Origin of the sequence: Pseudorhizobium endolithicum (assembly GCF_902153245.2) — a bacterium.
Lineage (GTDB): Bacteria > Pseudomonadota > Alphaproteobacteria > Rhizobiales > Rhizobiaceae > Neorhizobium > Neorhizobium endolithicum.
In genome coordinates, this window is record NZ_CABFWF030000014.1 from 84,049 (window position 1) to 100,570 (window position 16,522).

Below are 16,522 nucleotides of genomic sequence, written 5' to 3' on the forward strand. Positions count from 1 at the left end.
CCGCGCTGAAATTTCCTTAGCCGGCTCACTCCCGTACTGGCCGCGAAGCTGCAATTCCTCCCGGATCATCTTCTTGGTGATCTTGCCATAAGCCGATTTCGGCAGCGCTTCCCAGAGGATGACCCGCTTCGGCAGCTTGTAGCGCGCCATCTTGCCCTCCAGGAATGAGAGAAGCTCCGCCTCTCCCACAGACGTGCCGGGACTGCTCACGCATACGGCGACGCCGACCTCTCCCCAGAGCGGATCGGGCATGCCGAGCACCGCGACTTCGCTGATTGCCGGATGGGTGAGGATTTTTTCCTCGATCTCGCGGGGATAGACGTTGGAGCCGCCGGAGATGTACATGTCGGATGCACGGCCGGTGATGTAGAGGAAGCCTTCCTCGTCCATATGGCCGAGATCGCCGGTCCGGAACCAGCCGTCGCGGAACGCCTTCTCATTGGCGTCCGGATTGTCGTAATAGCCCGCGAAGACGGCCGGGCCGGCGCAGCAGATTTCGCCCGTTTCGTTCGGACCGACCTCCTCGCCGGCATCGTTCTGGACGGACACCTGCATGCCCGTCCGCTCGAAGCCGCAGGTGCCGATCTTGACGTGGTCGCCGTCTTCCGCCTCATGCAGCGCAGGCGGCAGGACCGTGATGGCACCCGTCACCTCCCCCAGTCCGAAATACTGCACCAGAACCGGGCCCAGCACCTTCAGCGCCCGCTTCTGGTCCTCCCGGTACATGGGTGCACCGGCATAGATCACATAGCGGAGCGACGAGTGGTCATAGGCCTCAACTGCCGGATGCTCCACCAGCATCTTGAGGATGGTCGGCACGGTGAACATGGTGGAGACGCGCCACCTCTCGATCAGTGCCCAGGCGGCCTCGATGTCGAACTTCTCCGTCGGCAGCAGGATCGTCTTTGCCCCATGCGCCACTTGGGTCAGTTGGTGCACGCCTGCGCCGTGCGACAAGGGCGCGACTACCAGCGAGGCATCGTCCAAGCTGACGCCGGGCATCAGGTCGCAGAGATGGTTGTTGACGACGAAGGCCATCTGGCCGTGGGTCAGCACCGCTGCCTTGGGCCGGCCGGTGGTGCCGGAGGTGAAGAAGAACCAGCAGGGATCGTCGCGATCGACTGCGGCCTCGGCAGGGTTCCGCCCCATGAACTCGGCCACCAGTGTATCGTAGGAGGGACCGAACGCGGCATCGCCGATCGCGATGCTGAACGTTATTTGCGGGTTCTCGTCCAAGGCCACCGCCGCATGCTGCGGAAAGGACGCATTGCAGATCATGCCGGTAGCGCCGCTCGCCTTGGCGAGGTAGGCGACCTCCTCCGGCGTCTGCCGGAAGTTCGTCGGCACCCAGACCGCGCCGATGCGGAAGCAGGCGAACATCGATTCGAACATCTGGTTGCAGTTCTGCGACTGCACCAGGATCCGGTCGCCCTTGGAAACGCCGTATCTTTCCTGGAGGGCCGCGGCGAAGGCGTCGATGCGGGCGTCGAATTCTGCCCATGTCCAACTCTGCTCACCCCACACCAACGCGATCCCGTCGGGGTTGCGCCGCCGCGACTGCGTGACGAAGCGCGCCAGGTTCATCACCCGCGTGGAGCGGGGCGAAAGTCCGCCCCGCGGATCGGCAGGGCGTGCTGCATCGACGGAGGCCACGGCGTTCATTTCACGCGCTCCAGAATGGAGACGTAGTTGGCGACTGCCGCGCCACCCATGTTGAAGATTCCAGCCTTCCCGGCATCCGGCACCTGCATGTCACCGGCCTCTCCGCAAAGCTGCATCGCCGCCATGACATGCATGGAGACGCCGGTCGCACCGACGGGATGACCCTTGGACTTCAGGCCGCCGGACGGATTGACCGGCAGCTTTCCGCCTTTGGCGGTCAGCCCTTCACGGACGACCTTGTAACCTTCCCCCGGCTTGGCGAGCCCCATGGCCTCGTATTCGATGAGCTCTGCGATCGTGAAGCAGTCGTGGGTTTCGACGAAATCGAGATCGCCGAGAGCCAGTCCAGCTTCCTCCAGCGCCTTCGTCCAGGCACGTCGGGCTCCTTCGAAGGCGATCGGATCCCGGCGGGAAAGGGCCAGGATGTCGTTGACATGGGCGCGCGCCCTGAAGGCGACGGCCCGATGCATGCCCGCCGCGACATCCGGATGTGCAAGTACGATGGCGGCCGCCCCATCGGATACCAATGAGCAGTCGGTGCGCCGCAGCGGCGCGGCAACATAAGGGTTCTTGTCGGACACGGTGTTGCAGAAGTCGAAGGGAAAATCCCGCTGCATGTGGGCATAGGGATTGGCCATGCCGTTTGCATGGTTCTTGGCGGCAATCATCGCCAGTTCAGCCGACCGGTCTCCGTAGCGCTGGAAATAGTGGCTGGCGATCCGTCCGAACAGACCCGCAAAGCCGCCCTCAATATCCGCCTCTTCCTCACGGAAGGAGGCAGATAAAAGCACGTCGCCGGTCTCCTTCGTAGGCAGTGTCGTCATCTTCTCCGCACCGACCACGAGCGCGATCTTTCCGCGGCCCGAGGCAATGAAATCCAGCGCCGAATAAAGGGCCGCCGATCCCGTGGCGCAGGCGTTTTCCATGCGCACCGCCGGGGTGTGATCGAAGCCATCGGCGGCCATCGCAACCAGCGCGCCTTGGAAATCCTGCTTCGTGAAGCCGTTGTTGAAGACGCCGACGAAGATGCCGTCGACATCCTTCGCGTCGATACCCGCATGGCGTAGCGCCGGATTGACGACCTCGGCCATCAGTTCGCGCGTGGTGGGCGCTTCCGACTTCCCGAACTTGGAGTGGGCCCAACCGACGATCTGTGCTGCTGTCATTGCTCTTTCCTCTCAACCCTTACGGGGCAGGGCTTGCGCCAGCGGCAGCCCGTGTTTGTTGTTCCGCAACCCTGCGCCGTTCGAGGCGAACAAGCCGCTCAGCTTGGCCTCGACGCGGGCCACTTCCTCGCACAGCAAGGCGGCAAGCTCGGCCTGCCGCGCCTCCGCCATGCGGCTGTCGATTGCCGCGATCGACAGCGCTCCGGCAAGACGTCCATCGGGAAACAGGATGGCCATGCCAATGCCCCAGGAACTGGAGATCACCCGTCCCGGATTGAGCGCATATCCCCGCTCGCGGGTCAGTCGCACGTCCTCGCGAATGATCTCCGGCGTATAGCCCGGATACTGCTCTGCGATGACGCCTTCGGTCTTGTGCAGGATCGCGTCGATCTCGATATCGGAGAGGGCCGCCAGCATGGCGAGGGAACCCGCCCCGACCCCAAGCGGATTCTGGTCGCCCGTCTGCAGCGCATGGGTTCGCACCGGATGCGTACCCTCCTGCCGATGGAGGCAGACCGCATAGTCGTCACGCCGCATCGATACGAAGCTCGTATCGGTCGAGACGACCGACAGCCTTCGCAGGCTTTCCGCCGCCATTTCCAGCAGGCCGTGCCGCCGCGACGCCAGCATGCCGAGCACGTAGAGTTCGCCCCCCAGGTAGTACCGCCGGGTCAGATCATCCTGCTCGACAAGCCTCGACCGCATGAGCGCCATCAGCAGACGTCTCGCCGTAGGCTTGTTCAATCTGCTCTCGCGGACAATCTCCGCGAGAGGCATTCCGTTCTCCGCCCCCCTGCCGACCACCGACAGAAGCCTGAGCGCACGTTCCACTGCCTGCGCCCCGGAAGCGGAAGCGACTTCCTGCATATGCATGTTGTGCAACAACCGGTCCATGTGCCGCTTCCGCAGGTCCGTTAGCTCAACTGCTTGCCCACTGCCTTCTCGAGGATCGCCCAGGCTTCGTCGCCGTACTTGCTCTTCCAGTCCGCATAGAAACCGGCGCTGCGCAGCTTGTCCTGGAAAAGCTTGGCGTCCGGCTCGTTGAAGGCCATTCCCTTGCTTTCCAGGTCGCTGCGCACCGTTGCGTTGAGATCCATGACATCCTTGCGCTGCAGTTCGGCCGCAGCGTTGAAGTGCTTCGAGACGATCTCCTGCAGGTCCTCCGGCAGCGCCTGCCAGGCCCGGCGGTTGAGCAGTATCCAGAAGCCGTCCCACATGTGGTTGGTCATGGAGACATATTTCTGGACTTCGTAGAGCTTCGCCGTCGAGATGATGGCGAGCGGATTCTCCTGGCCGTCGACGACGCCGGTCTGCAGCGCCGTATAGGTCTCGGCGAAGTTAATGCTTGTGGGCGACGAGCCGAAGGCGGTGAACATCGACGTCCAGAGCGGGCTCACGGGGACGCGGATCTTGAAGCCTTCCAGGTTCGCCGGCGTCTCGATCGGTCCCCTGGAGGAGGTGATCTGGCGGAAGCCGTTGTCCCAGATCTTCTCGAGCGTCAGCAGCCCCTTCTGCTCGATCTGGCCACGGACATACTTCCCAAGCTCGCCGTCCATCGCCGGCCAGACCTCGTCATAGCTGCTGAAGGCGAAGCCGACGCCATTCAGCGACGAGTTCGGCACTAGGGTAGACAGGATGATCGGCGAAAGGCTGAACATCTCGACCCCGCCGGAGCGCACCTGGTTCAGCATGTCCGTATCCGCGCCGAGCTGGCTGGACGGGAAGATGTTGATGGCCATGCGGCCGCCCGACTCCTCCTGGATCTTCACCACAGCCTCCTTCGCGCGCACGTTCATCGGATGCGTCAGCGTCTGGTTGTTGGCAAACTTATAGGTGAACTCGGCGGCATTGGCCGGCCGAGTGCGGATTGAGAATGTTGTGGCGATGCCGGTCGCGGCTGCCCCCAGCATCAGCGTTCTGCGGTTGATGTTCATGAATCCCTCCTCCGTTGGTTCATTGGCATGCGGCCTCACGGCTTTCAGAGGAAAGCCGTCGAGAAGAAGGGCACCGCGGCGATCAGCAGCAAGCCGATCAGCAGGGCACCAATATAGGGCCAGATCGCCCGCATCGCCTCGTCGGGCGAGACGTTGCCGATCTTGCAGGCAATGTAGAAACCGATCCCGATCGGCGGCGTCATCAGGCCGATGTTCATGGCCGTCACTACGACCATGGCATAATGCACGTCGTGAATGCCGAGCGAACGCGCCACCGGGAACATGATGGGCGCCATCAGCACGATCGCCGGCAGTCCTTCGAGCACGCAGCCGAGGACGAGGAAGATCAGGATCGTGACGCCCATGAACGAGAGCCAGCCCCCCGGCAGCCCCTGCACGCTCTGCACCAGCTGTGCCGCAAAACCTGTCTGGGTCAGCGCCCAGGCCATGGCCGAGGCGGCGCCGAGGATCATCAGGATCGCTCCGGACAAGGCCGCCGTTTCGACGAACATCGTGTAAAGCCGCCCGCGGCTGATCCCACCGTACAACACCATGCCGATAATCAACGCATAGAGGACGGCGATGGTGGAGACTTCCGTCGCCGTAGCAATGCCTTCACCGACCGCCGTACGGATGATGAAAGGGAGGATCAGGGCCGGAGCAGCAACCAGCAGCGTCTTCTTGATGACCGAGAGAGGCGCACGCCGCACGCCCTCCATTGCCTCGCGACGCGATTTCCAGCGCGCCAGCACCGCAAGCACCAGCAGGAGCACCATGGCGATGGCGAAACCGGAGGTGAACAGGCCAGCGATGGAAACACCCGCGGCCGAGCCGAGCACGATCAGCACGATCGAGGGCGGCACGGTTTCGGCCATCGCCGCACCGGTCGCGAGCAGTGCGATCATTTCCGGCGGCTTGTGGCCGCGCCGCTTCATTTCCGGAAACAATGCCGGCGCCACCGTCGCCATGTCCGAGACCTTGGATCCGGAGATGCCGGAGACGAGGAAGAGCGAACCAAGCAGCACATAGGACATGCCGGCCCGCACATGGCCGAGCAGCGACGCCAGGAACTCGACGATCGCCTTGCCCATGCCGGTGGCGTCGAGAATGCAGCCAAGGAGCACGAAGATCGGCACCGAGAGGAGAACGATGCTCGACATGCCCTCGTCCATCCGCCCGATCATCACGAAGATCGGCACCGACGTACTGAACGTCAGGAAGGCCAATGTCCCGAGCCCGAAGCAGAAGGCGATCGGGATGCCGATGACCAGGAAGAAAGCGACGAAGCCGACCAGGAAGATCGGGATATTCCAGTTGCCGATCTCTTTGAAGCCGGGAATCAGCAACCACAGCAGGCCGGTGGCTGCCGCGATGGCGACAACGGAGACGGCGACGTGCGGCAGGCTCGCGCCCCGCAGACCCCGGTAGAGGGCGAGCACCAGCATGAGCCCGACCCCGACCGGCAGGGCGGATGCCCGCCAGCTCATCGGGATGTTGAGTGCGGCCGAGGTGATGAAGGATTCCTCCATCGCATATTCGAATGCCGGCCGCAGCATGACGGCCAGAAAGAGCGCCACCAGCAGCATGCCGAACGTCTCCGCCAGCGTCCTCAGCTGCTCCGGCAGCAGGTTGACGAATAGGGTAAGCCGCAGATGCTCGCTGCGGTCGATGGCGAGCGCCGCACCCAGCATGGCGAGCCACAGGAAGGAAATGGAAGCGACCTCGTCCACCCAGATGATGGGAAAGGAGAAGACGTAACGCGACACCACGCCGGTGAAGAGCAGCGCGATGATGACCACGAGCAGGCAAGCCGCGACAGCCTCGAACGGACGCATCCAAAGCGACCCCGCCCGCGGCGGCTCGAGCGTTTCGAGCCCGCCCAGCAGGAATTCCTCCGACATGTCAGCCGTCTTGTCAGCTACCGTCACGCCCATCTCCTCCCGTCGCACCATAACTGCACGCCGCGGGGCCGCGCGAACGATTGGCGCTCCTCAACACCAATGCCGGCCCGTCCATGGGCGCTCCGGCTCCGCTCGCCGACGGCTCCTCTTGCCGTCTCAAACGGTCCATTACCTGGACCTTCATCAGCTATTTCCGTCGTAACTTTCGCTGTCACCGCCTCCGCTGGCAAGCAGAAAATTATCTATAACGAAATTTCGGCTGAAATGGGTTCATATGATGGAACCTCTCCCAGTACTGCTAAACACCAAGACTGCCGGAGACTGTCGCGTGCAGCCCCCCATCAACCGGCAGTTCGACGCCGGTAATGTACTTGGCCTCGTCCGACGCAAGAAAGACCGAGGCCCAAGCGATGTCCCAGCCGTCGCCTTGGCGTTTCATTGGTGAGAGCGCATCCCGTTTTGCCTTCATCTCCTCGGCGGAGCCGTAGTAACCGCTGATCTGCTTCTGGATATGCGGCGTATCCATTACCCCCGGCATGATGGTGTTCGCGCGAATTCCCTTCGCTGCGAATTCGATCGCGATCGCCCGCGTGAAGTGGTTCAGGGCCGCTTTGGATGCATAATATGAAACATACGGATAACCGGTCCACCGGATGGCCGCCAGCGAAGAGATGTTGACGATCGCCCCGCTCCCTTGACGCTCCATGACCGGCAGCACCGCCTTGCAGGTGAGGAAGGCACTGGTGAGGTTGACGTCCATCACGCGGCGCCAGCTCTCCTCCGTCGCCTCGGCCGCGCCACCGGGTGCATTGATGCCGACATTGTTGTGCAGCACGTCGATGCGGCCGAACCGTTCCACAGTCCGCTGCACGACGGCATCGATCTGCTCCGCCATGGTGACGTCGGCCGCCAGGGCAAGACCCTCGCCGCCTTCCGCCTCTATAACCCCAAGCGTGTTCTGCGCAGCCTCCGGATCGACATCGACGCAGACAACCTTCCCACCTTCGCGCGCATAGGCTACCGCTGCTGCCTTGCCGTTTCCCCAGCCCGGCCCCACGGAGCCCGCACCGAAGACGAGCACCACCTTGCCATTCATCCTGTCCATGCAGAAGATCCTCCCCTTCGGAACCGTAAGAAGAGAACGATGCGCCGTCCATGTCCAATGACGAACACGCTTTGTTCAAATCCGCACGGGCAAGCGAACCGGCGTGAGGAAGTCCTACCGCCGAGCCAACATTGACCCCGCCTTGCCTCTCCAGTAGAACGCCGCATCAAAGCTCCCGCAGACAGGGGGCGCAACGCTCCGGAGTTGAAGCGGATGGCGCTATTTCCGCCGGCGTCTCGGACAATGTCCTCTGAACGGCAGAGAAAACCGCAGGACTGGTGGCCCGGGCTGACGCTCGCGCTTCTTCTGGCCGCCTTTCTCGGGCTGGTTGCTGGTTCCGCCGACAGCGCCGCACCTCATTTTGCTGCCTTTCCGGGTGAGAATACGTCGGAGACGCCGCACCTCTCCAAGCGGGACCAGATGCGCGTCGTCGTCGCGGAAGCACGGCGCGATGGGGCGCCGGCCGCGGCAGGAGAACAGGGCGGAGGACTTCTACCCCGGTCGACGATGCCGCTGGCCGACATGCGGGGATCGCGCCCTCACCTCGTCTGGAACACGCGCGATCCGGCGCTCACCTCCGCGGCTCCGTTTCACCCCCGCGCGCCGCCCTTGCTGGCGTAAAGAGGCGCGGGACATTTCCCGCAGGGCGGGAACACAGCGCCCCGGCCGTTTGACAAGCCGGTTGGTTCAGCAGGAACAAAGACATGAGAAATTCTCCGTGGGTGGTCGCAACCTACGCCTTCATCATCTTCATCGGCACGCTGATCGCCTTGCCGAACGTGCTGCCTCAGGAGACCCTCGACCGGCTTCCTTCATGGTTGCCGCACGAACGGGTGTCCCTCGGGCTCGATCTGCGCGGCGGATCACACCTCGTTCTCGAAGTGGATCGCGCGGATCTGGTCAATGAGCGGCTCCAGAACCTGCTGCAGGACAGCCGCCGCGTCCTCCGCGACAACGGAATCGATCCCGCGGGCATCCGTCGCAGCGGCACCACCATCACCGTGACGCTCCGCGACCCTGCCCAGCGCGGTCAGGCGGTGACCCAGTTGGAGACCCTGGCAAATCCCGTCGGCTTCGGCACCGCTGTCGGGCAATCCGACCTGAACATCCAGACGCCGGCAGATAATACGATCACCTTGGCATACACGGAGGCGGGCATCACCTCCCATGGCAGCGCCGCGGTCGAGCAGAGCCTGGAAATCATTCGCCAGCGCGTTGACCAGGTGGGCGTTGCAGAACCCACCATCCAGCGCGTCGGCGATGATCGCGTCCTGGTTCAGCTCCCCGGCGAGCAGGATCCCTCCCGTCTGCGGCAGTTGCTCGGCTCCACCGCCAAGATGAGCTTTCACCTGCTCGGCAACCAGGGCGAACCCGGCGTCACCATGCTCTCGGACGAGCAGGGTCAACAGTTCCCGGTGATGGATCGTGTAGAACTGTCGGGCGATCGCCTGACCGATGCCCGCGCCGCCTTCGACCCCCAGACCAACGAACCGGTCGTCAACTTCCGCTTCGACACGGCGGGGGCGAGCCGCTTCGCGCAGATCACCCAGGCCAATGTCGGCCGCCCCTTCGCGATCGTCCTGGACGACAAGGTCCTGAGCGCCCCCGTCATCCGCCAGCCGATCACAGGTGGGTCGGGCCAGATCTCCGGCGGTTTCACGGTCGAGGAAGCCAATACGCTCGCCGCACTTCTGCGCGCAGGCGCACTGCCCGCCAAGCTTACCGTCATCGAAGAACGTACCGTCGGTGCGGATCTCGGCTCCGACGCCATCGAAATGGGCGTCTTCACCGGTGTCATCGGCTTCGTCCTCGTCGTCGCATTCATGTTCTTCCTGTATGGCGCCTGGGGCATTCTCGCCAACATCGCGCTGACCCTGAACGTCATCCTGACCTTTGCCGGTCTTACCATGCTAGGAGCGACGCTGACCCTTCCGGGCATCGCCGGCATCGTGCTCGGCATCGGGCTTGCAGTGGACGCCAACGTCCTGATCAACGAGCGCATCAAGGAAGAAGCGCGCAAGGGCAAAAGCGCATTTGCCGCGATCGACGCGGGTTTCTCGCGCGCCTATTCCACGATCGTCGACAGTAACGTGACGGCGCTGATTGCAACCGTACTGCTCTTCTGGTTCGGTTCCGGCCCCGTGCGCGGCTTTGCCGTTACCATGGGCATTGGTATCGCGATCTCGATGTTCACGGCGGTTTCCGTGGTTCGGGTCGCGATGGTGTTCATCGCCAACCGCTATAAGCTGAAGAAGATCAACATAAAGCCGCTGCTGCCGATCAATCTCATTCCCGACGGCACGAGCATCAACTTCATGAAGGCCCGCTTCTTCGGAATCGGGGTATCGCTGGTGCTTTCCGCGGCTTCGATCGTGTTGTTCTTCACGCCCGGCCTCAACTACGGCGTCGACTTCCGCGGCGGCATTCAGATGGAAGTGGTGACCGAGGGCGAGGCCGATCTCGCCGCCTTCCGCAGCCAGCTGGGTGAACTTGGATTGGGCGAAGTCGCGCTACAGGAGTTCGGCAGCGCCAACCACCTTCTGGTGCGCGTCGAACGCCAGCCTGGCGGCGAAGAGGCTCAGACGGAAGCGGTGGAGCGGCTGCGGTCCGAGGTGGTCAAGATCGATCCCACCTCCAAGGTGGAGCGAACGGAAGTCGTCGGACCGAAGGTGAGCGATGAACTGGCGACTGCCGGCATCCTGTCCGTCGTGCTCGCCTCCCTGGCCATGCTCGTCTACATCTGGGTCCGCTTCGAATGGCCGTTCGCGGTCGGCGCGATCGCCACGCTCGTTCTCGACGTAACGAAGACGGTCGGCTTTTTTGCCATAACCGGCCTGGACTTCAACCTGACCGCCATCGCCGCTTTGCTGACCCTGGTCGGTTACTCGGTGAACGACAAGGTGGTCGTCTATGACCGTATGCGCGAGAACATGCGTCTCTACAAGAAGATGCCGCTGCGCGAACTGATCGACCGCTCGATCAACGAGACACTGGCCCGAAGCCTTTACACCTCGGTCACCGCCTTCCTCGCCATGCTGCCCATGGCCATCTGGGGTGGCAGCGCGGTAGAAAGCTTCGCCATCCCGATGGTGTTCGGAATCGTGATCGCGGCCTCGTCCTCGGTGTTCATCGCCGCTCCGATTCTCCTCTTCCTTGGCGATTGGCGCACACGCCGCGCCAAGGCTGCGGCCGACGCCGCGGGGGAGTCGCTGGCGGAAGAAGGCGAGCGGCCGAGCAAGGCCTGACACCAAGACAGGAACGACAAGGGGCGGGTGCTGCATCCGCCCCTTTTTCATGAGTAGCTATCCGGGAGGAAATATTGGCCGCCTATACCGCGCTGTTTGCGGCCGCCTTCCTCGCCGCCACGATCCTGCCGATGCAGTCGGAAGCAATCCTCATAGGGCTGATTCTTTCCGGCGATTATTCGACAGGGGCGCTTCTGGCCATCGCCTCCATCGGCAATACCCTCGGCGCCGTGGTGAACTGGAGCTTGGGGCGCGGCATCGAGCACTTCCGCGACCGTCGCTGGTTTCCCGCTCCTCCGGACAAGCTTGCGAAGGCGCAGGTTTGGTACCGGCGCTACGGCAAGTGGTCGCTTCTGCTGAGCTGGCTTCCGGTGGGTGGGGACGCGATCACCGTGCTTGCCGGCGTCCTGCGGGAACCGCTGCCGGCCTTCCTGCTACTGGTCTTCATCGGCAAGGCCGCGCGCTACGTGGTGCTGGCTGCCGCGACGCACGGCCTCCTCTGATTCACCAGGCCGCGCGGTAGATTGCCAGCGCATCTGCCTCCTGGAGTGGACGCGGATTGTTCACCAGGAGACGCGTCTGCTTCATGGCGTCCCCCGCCATGGCCGCCAGATGTTCCTCTCCGATGCCGACATCGCGAAGTCGTTGCGGCAGGCCGAGCTTTCGCGACAGCTCCGTTACGCAGTCGATGAAGGCGGCACAGCGAGCCCCCTCCTCCTCGCCGGCGAGATGGGGAAAGGCATCCGCGGCAATCTCCGCATATACAGACCCGGCCACAGGCGCGTTGAATCGCAAGACATGAGGCAGCACCAGGGCGTTCGAAAGCCCGTGCGGAACGTGGAAACGGCCGCCGATCGGGTAGGCCAGGGCATGCACGGCCGCGACGGGCGAATTGGCGAAAGCCTGCCCCGCCAGCATCGATCCGAGCAGCATCGCACCCCGCGCGTCCCGGTCGCCCCCATGGACGACGGCACGCTCTATATTGGCGCCCAGGAGCTGTAGCGCCTGCCTGGCCAGGATCCGCGACAGCAGATTGTTGTTGGCGTTGAGCGAGGCATAGGCTTCGATCGCGTGGACCATCGCATCGATTCCGGTAGCCGCGGTAATTGCAGGTGGCAGACCGAGTGTCAGTTCCGGGTCCAGAATCGCCATGTCGGGCAGAAGGATCGGTGACGACACGCCGCGCTTCTCGTCACCCTCTACCGTGATGATGGAGACCGGCGTCACTTCCGATCCCGTGCCGGCCGTGGTCGGCACCAGGACCAGCGGCAAACGCGGCCCCTTCGCGTTTCCCACGCCCCAGGCATCGGCAATATCCTCGCCGGAGCCCAGCAGCAGGGCGGCAATCTTTGCGACATCGAGGGAGGAGCCGCCGCCGAAGCCGACGACCCCGGTCACACCGGCGGCTTTGCCGACGTCCACCGCCTTTGCGACCGTGGCAAGCGATGGATCGGCCTCCACCGCGTCGAACACCGTCACCGCGACACCGGCCTCCGACAGCGACTGCAGCGCGGGATCGCAAAGACCCAGCCGCCGCAGGCCCGCATCCGTCACCAGCAGGATGCGATCGCCGCAGCAGCGGCCGACGATCTTGGCGATCTCGTTCGCGGCTCCCGGCCGGAAAACGATCCGGTTTGTGGTGGCGAAGACGAATGGTTCCATGCAGATGCCTCCCGTGCGATGCCGGAAGACCTCCCCCCCCCGGCGCAGCCATCAAAGCCGCGCCGCGCGCCGAAGGCAAGGTGGGGACGATCCAGCGTCAGCCGATTGCCATCAGGCTGGCATTGCCGCCGGCTGCGGCGGTATTGATCGAGGTGGACACTTCCTCAAGCAGCCAGTTCAGGCAGTAGGCGTCGATCCGTTCCTCGAGTTCTTGCGTCATCGCAGCCTGCACCAGCACCAGTGGGCCAGGAAGACCTGCGATCCGCTGGTTGACCAGGCGGACCCGCTCCGCATCCCCCTCCACCAGGGCACCGGCATAAGGGCCGCTCGCTGCCCAGTCGGCGGACCAGGTCACGCGGGCGGATACGGAAGCCGGCAGAGCATCCAGCTCCGACCGCAGCCCTGTCTCCTCGTCGATAACGACATGATTGCCCGTTGCAAGCGCGGCTGAAAGCTGATGCAGGAGGCCGCTTTCCGTTTCCGGCGCAAGCAGGATACGGCCACGCGGGTGGAGGTCATAGAGATTGTTCTCGCCCACCGGCCCGGGGAGCTGGATATCCAGGCCGAGCGTCGAGGCACTGCCCATGGCGGCCGCCGCTTCCGCCTTCTCGGCCCTGCCCGTTGCCTGCAACCAACGGACGTAGTCGAGCAGTACGGGATCGGTGTGGACGGAACTGTGCTGCGGTGGCACCGGCGGATTTTCGACCAGCCGCCCGAGATAAAGCGGTCCGCCGGCTTTCGGTCCGGTGCCCGAAAGCCCGCGTCCGCCAAACGGCTGCACACCCACCACCGCGCCGATGATGTTGCGGTTGACATAGAGGTTGCCGGCGCGGATGCGACTGGTCACGTGGGCGATCGTCTCGTCCAGCCGCGTATGCAGCCCGAAGGTGAGCCCGTAGCCCGTTGCGTTGATGTCGTCGATCAGCCGATCGAGTTCGCTGCGGCGGTAGCGGATCACGTGCAGCACGGGGCCGAACACTTCCCGCTCGAGGTCCTTCAGTGATTGCAGCTCGATGATCGTCGGCGACACGAAGGTGCCTGCTGCAGCTTCCGTCGGCAATTCCACCTGTTCGACCTTGCGTCCCAGGCTGCGCATCTTGTCAATATGCGCTTCGATATTCCCTTTCGCCTCGCCGGTTATGACGGGCCCAATATCGACGCTGAGACGATCCGTGCGGCCGATCGACAGCTCCTTCAGCGCGCCCTTGAGCATGGCGAGCGTCCGGTCGGCGACTTCTTCCTGCAGGCACAGGACGCGCAGCGCAGAGCAACGCTGCCCGGCGCTATCGAAGGCAGAGGCTATGACGTCACCCACCACCTGCTCTGCCAGTGCGGAAGAATCCACGATCATGGCGTTCTGTCCGCCCGTTTCGGCGATCAGGGGGATCGGCTTGCCGTTCGGCAGGAGGCGGTCGGCGAACTGCCGCTGGATGAGGCGTGCCACCTCCGTTGACCCCGTGAACATCACGCCGGCCGTATCGGCGGCGCCGACCAGCGCGGCACCGATGCGCCCATCCCCCGGAACGAATTGCAGCGCGCTCTCCGGAATGCCTGCGCCATGCAGCAGGCGGACCGCTTCCGCGGCGATCAAGGGCGTCTCCTCGGCAGGCTTCGCCAGCACCGGATTGCCGGCAACCAGTGCGGCAGCCACCTGACCCGTGAAGATCGCCAGTGGAAAGTTCCAGGGGCTGATGCAGACGATCGGCCCGAGCGGCTTGTGGGCTGCCCCGAACGTCCGCCGGGCCTGCTCCGCGTAGTAGCGGAGAAAATCAACAGCTTCGCGCACCTCGGCGATGGCATTGGGTAGCGACTTGCCGGCCTCGCGCATGATCAGCCCCAGCAGGATCGGCATGCGCTCCTGCATCAGCTCCGCCGCCCGCTCCAGGTTTGCGGCCCGCTCGGCAGGCGCAACGGCCGCCCAGGCCGGCGCAGCCGCAGCAGCAAACCGGACGGCCTCTCGGGCCTCCTGTTCGCTCGCCTCGACCACCTGGCCGACCACGTCCGCGTGATCCGCCGGGTTGAGCACTGAACGCGACGCCGCACCCGCGGACGAACCCGCGACCATCGGCGCGGCCTTCCAGTCCATGGCAGCGCTTCGCTGAAGTTCGGCACTCAATGCGGCAAGCGTGTTTTCGCTGGAAAGGTCAAGCCCCGCCGAATTTGGGCGAGCGTTGCCGAAGATGTCCCGCGGCAGGGCAATCTGGTCGTGCCGGGCGCCCGGATTGGCCATGGTACGGACGACAGCCACCGGATCGGCAACCAGCTCTTCGACCGAAACCGATTCATCCGCAATCCGGTTGACGAAGGAGGAGTTTGCACCGTTTTCCAGCAGCCTGCGCACGAGATAGGCGAGCAGCGTCTCATGCGTGCCGACGGGCGCGTAGATACGGCAGGGCCGGTCGAGCTTGCCGGGGCCCACGACCTCCTCATAGAGGGGTTCGCCCATGCCGTGCAGGCACTGGAACTCATATTTGCCGATGTGGAAATCCGGCCCCGCCAAATGGTAGATGGTCGACAGCGTCTGGGCGTTGTGCGTGGCGAACTGCGGGAAGACGAGATCGGTCGCGTTCAATAGCTTCCTGGCGCAGGCGATATAGGAGACGTCCGTGTGGACCTTGCGGGTAAAGACCGGATAGTCCTCCAACCCGTCCAGCTGGGCACGCTTGATTTCAGCATCCCAGTAGGCGCCCTTCACCAGCCGCACCATGACGCGATGGCCCGACCGGCGTGCAAGATCGATGATGAAGTCGAGCACGAAGGGGCAACGCTTGCCGTAGGCCTGCACCACAAACCCGATACCGTCCCAGCCGGAGAGATCCGGATCGAGGCACAGCTCCTCCAGAAGGTCGAGCGACAGCTCCAGCCGGTCGGCCTCCTCGGCGTCGATATTCAGCCCGATGTCGTAGCCCTTGGCGAGAAGCGCCAAGGCCTTCACCTTCGGCAGAAGCTCGTCCATCACGCGGGCCGCCTGCGACCTCGAATAACGCGGATGCAGCGCAGAAAGCTTGATGGAGATGCCCGGCCCCGCGTAGATCCCGCGCCTCGCGGACGCCTTTCCGATGGCGTGGATCGCCGTTTCGTAGTCCCGGAAGTAGCGCGCGGCATCCGCTGCCGTGGTAGCCGCTTCGCCAAGCATGTCGTAGGAGTAGCGGAAACCCTGCTCCTCCAGTGTGCGCGAGCGTTTCAGCGCCTCGTCGATCGTCTCGCCGGTGACGAACTGCTCACCCATCATGCGCATCGCCATATCGACGCCGCGGCGGATGACCGGCTCGCCGCAACGGGCGATGAGCCGCGTCAGCGCGGCGGAGAGGCTGCGGTCGTTGACGGTAGCGGTCAGCTTGCCGGTGACGACCAGACCCCAGGTCGCGGCATTGACGAACAACGACCGCCCCCCGCCGACATGCGACTTCCAGTCGCCGGCCGAGATCTTGTCGCGGATAAGCGCGTCCCGCGTCGCCGTATCGGGAATCCGCAGCAGCGCTTCCGCGAGGCACATCAGCGCCACGCCTTCCTGGCTCGACAGCGAATATTCGTGCACCAGGCCTTCGACCCCGGATCCGGTATGCTTGGCGCGGAGCGCCGTGATCAACCGGCGGGCCGTATCCTTGATGTCGAGACGCATGGTTTCCGGCAACGTCGCATTCTCGAGAAGCGGCTGCAGGCACTCCGGTTCCGCCCGGCGATAGGCAGCGGTGATCGCCTGCCGCAGCGTAGTCTGCGGCCGGATCGGTGGCGCGAAATCGGCAAAGGGCGCTCTGACGGAGGACGCATCGGCATGGAGTTGAGGCTGGCTGGTCATGGCTGCGATCCGGACTGGGTAACGGAAAGGCCGATGTTATCGCAAAGC

General features: G+C 64.1%; 10 protein-coding genes and 1 pseudogene. 3 read left to right on the forward strand and 8 right to left on the reverse strand.

Annotation, left to right across the window (positions count from 1 at the left end):
- Window positions 1-18 precede the first annotated feature (18 nt).
- From RTCK_RS21065 to RTCK_RS15675, 6 genes and pseudogenes are all read right to left on the reverse strand, one after another.
- Window positions 19-1,662, reverse strand: a pseudogene (locus tag RTCK_RS21065) (acyl-CoA synthetase); the annotation flags it as partial.
- Window positions 1,659-2,828, reverse strand: a complete 1,170-nt coding sequence (locus tag RTCK_RS15655; protein ID WP_142593481.1) for an acetyl-CoA acetyltransferase — start codon at window positions 2,826-2,828, stop codon at window positions 1,659-1,661. The pseudogene RTCK_RS21065 and the gene RTCK_RS15655, both read right to left, overlap by 4 nt.
- 12 nt (window positions 2,829-2,840) lie before the next feature.
- A complete protein-coding gene (locus RTCK_RS15660; protein ID WP_235988718.1) occupies window positions 2,841-3,722 on the reverse strand; it encodes an IclR family transcriptional regulator in 882 nt (293 codons plus the stop codon).
- Between the two features lie 20 nt (window positions 3,723-3,742).
- Complete coding sequence (locus tag RTCK_RS15665; protein ID WP_142593482.1) at window positions 3,743-4,762, reverse strand: TRAP transporter substrate-binding protein; 1,020 nt, start codon at window positions 4,760-4,762, stop codon at window positions 3,743-3,745.
- Between the two features lie 44 nt (window positions 4,763-4,806).
- Window positions 4,807-6,663, reverse strand: a complete 1,857-nt coding sequence (locus RTCK_RS15670) for a TRAP transporter large permease (RefSeq protein WP_142593733.1) — start codon at window positions 6,661-6,663, stop codon at window positions 4,807-4,809.
- Between the two features lie 298 nt (window positions 6,664-6,961).
- The gene (locus tag RTCK_RS15675; protein ID WP_142593483.1) at window positions 6,962-7,768 is read right to left on the reverse strand and encodes an SDR family NAD(P)-dependent oxidoreductase; all 807 of its coding nucleotides are present in this window, start codon (window positions 7,766-7,768) and stop codon (window positions 6,962-6,964) included.
- A 243-nt stretch (window positions 7,769-8,011) separates the two neighbouring features.
- Here RTCK_RS15675 and RTCK_RS15680 point away from each other — a divergent pair, with 243 nt between their 5' ends.
- The 3 genes from RTCK_RS15680 to RTCK_RS15690 all read left to right on the forward strand — a co-directional run bounded on the left by RTCK_RS15680 (window position 8,012) and on the right by RTCK_RS15690 (window position 11,516).
- Window positions 8,012-8,389 carry a hypothetical protein gene (locus RTCK_RS15680; protein WP_142522543.1) on the forward strand — a complete coding sequence of 126 codons (378 nt, stop codon included), beginning with the start codon at window positions 8,012-8,014 and terminating at the stop codon, window positions 8,387-8,389.
- An 83-nt stretch (window positions 8,390-8,472) separates the two neighbouring features.
- Window positions 8,473-11,013, forward strand: a complete 2,541-nt coding sequence (secD, locus tag RTCK_RS15685) for a protein translocase subunit SecD (protein WP_142522542.1) — start codon at window positions 8,473-8,475, stop codon at window positions 11,011-11,013.
- Between the two features lie 131 nt (window positions 11,014-11,144).
- Entirely contained in the window at window positions 11,145-11,516 is a 372-nt protein-coding gene (locus RTCK_RS15690) for a YqaA family protein (protein WP_142593734.1), read from the forward strand.
- Window position 11,517: 1 nt separating this feature from the next.
- Here the strand turns inward: RTCK_RS15690 and RTCK_RS15695 are convergent, their stop codons facing one another.
- Together RTCK_RS15695 and putA are read right to left on the reverse strand one after the other, a co-directional pair.
- A complete protein-coding gene (locus tag RTCK_RS15695) occupies window positions 11,518-12,675 on the reverse strand; it encodes an iron-containing alcohol dehydrogenase (protein ID WP_142593484.1) in 1,158 nt (385 codons plus the stop codon).
- 97 nt (window positions 12,676-12,772) lie between these two features.
- A complete protein-coding gene (gene putA, locus RTCK_RS15700) occupies window positions 12,773-16,474 on the reverse strand; it encodes a trifunctional transcriptional regulator/proline dehydrogenase/L-glutamate gamma-semialdehyde dehydrogenase (RefSeq protein ID WP_142593485.1) in 3,702 nt (1,233 codons plus the stop codon).
- Between the last annotated feature and the right edge of the window lie 48 nt (window positions 16,475-16,522).

What these genes read in the sequence shown, in the direction of transcription:
- RTCK_RS15665 (WP_142593482.1), bottom strand. Translation starts at nt 4,762, where the DNA reads ATGAACATCAACCGCAGAACGCTGATGCTGGGGGCAGCCGCGACCGGC.
- RTCK_RS15660 (WP_235988718.1), bottom strand. Translation starts at nt 3,722, where the DNA reads ATGGACCGGTTGTTGCACAACATGCATATGCAGGAAGTCGCTTCCGCT.
- putA (WP_142593485.1), bottom strand. Translation starts at nt 16,474, where the DNA reads ATGACCAGCCAGCCTCAACTCCATGCCGATGCGTCCTCCGTCAGAGCG.
- RTCK_RS15675 (WP_142593483.1), bottom strand. Translation starts at nt 7,768, where the DNA reads ATGGACAGGATGAATGGCAAGGTGGTGCTCGTCTTCGGTGCGGGCTCC.
- RTCK_RS15655 (WP_142593481.1), bottom strand. Translation starts at nt 2,828, where the DNA reads ATGACAGCAGCACAGATCGTCGGTTGGGCCCACTCCAAGTTCGGGAAG.
- RTCK_RS15670 (WP_142593733.1), bottom strand. Translation starts at nt 6,663, where the DNA reads ATGTCGGAGGAATTCCTGCTGGGCGGGCTCGAAACGCTCGAGCCGCCG.
- RTCK_RS15695 (WP_142593484.1), bottom strand. Translation starts at nt 12,675, where the DNA reads ATGGAACCATTCGTCTTCGCCACCACAAACCGGATCGTTTTCCGGCCG.
- secD (WP_142522542.1), top strand. Translation starts at nt 8,473, where the DNA reads ATGAGAAATTCTCCGTGGGTGGTCGCAACCTACGCCTTCATCATCTTC.
- RTCK_RS15680 (WP_142522543.1), top strand. Translation starts at nt 8,012, where the DNA reads ATGTCCTCTGAACGGCAGAGAAAACCGCAGGACTGGTGGCCCGGGCTG.
- RTCK_RS15690 (WP_142593734.1), top strand. Translation starts at nt 11,145, where the DNA reads ATGCAGTCGGAAGCAATCCTCATAGGGCTGATTCTTTCCGGCGATTAT.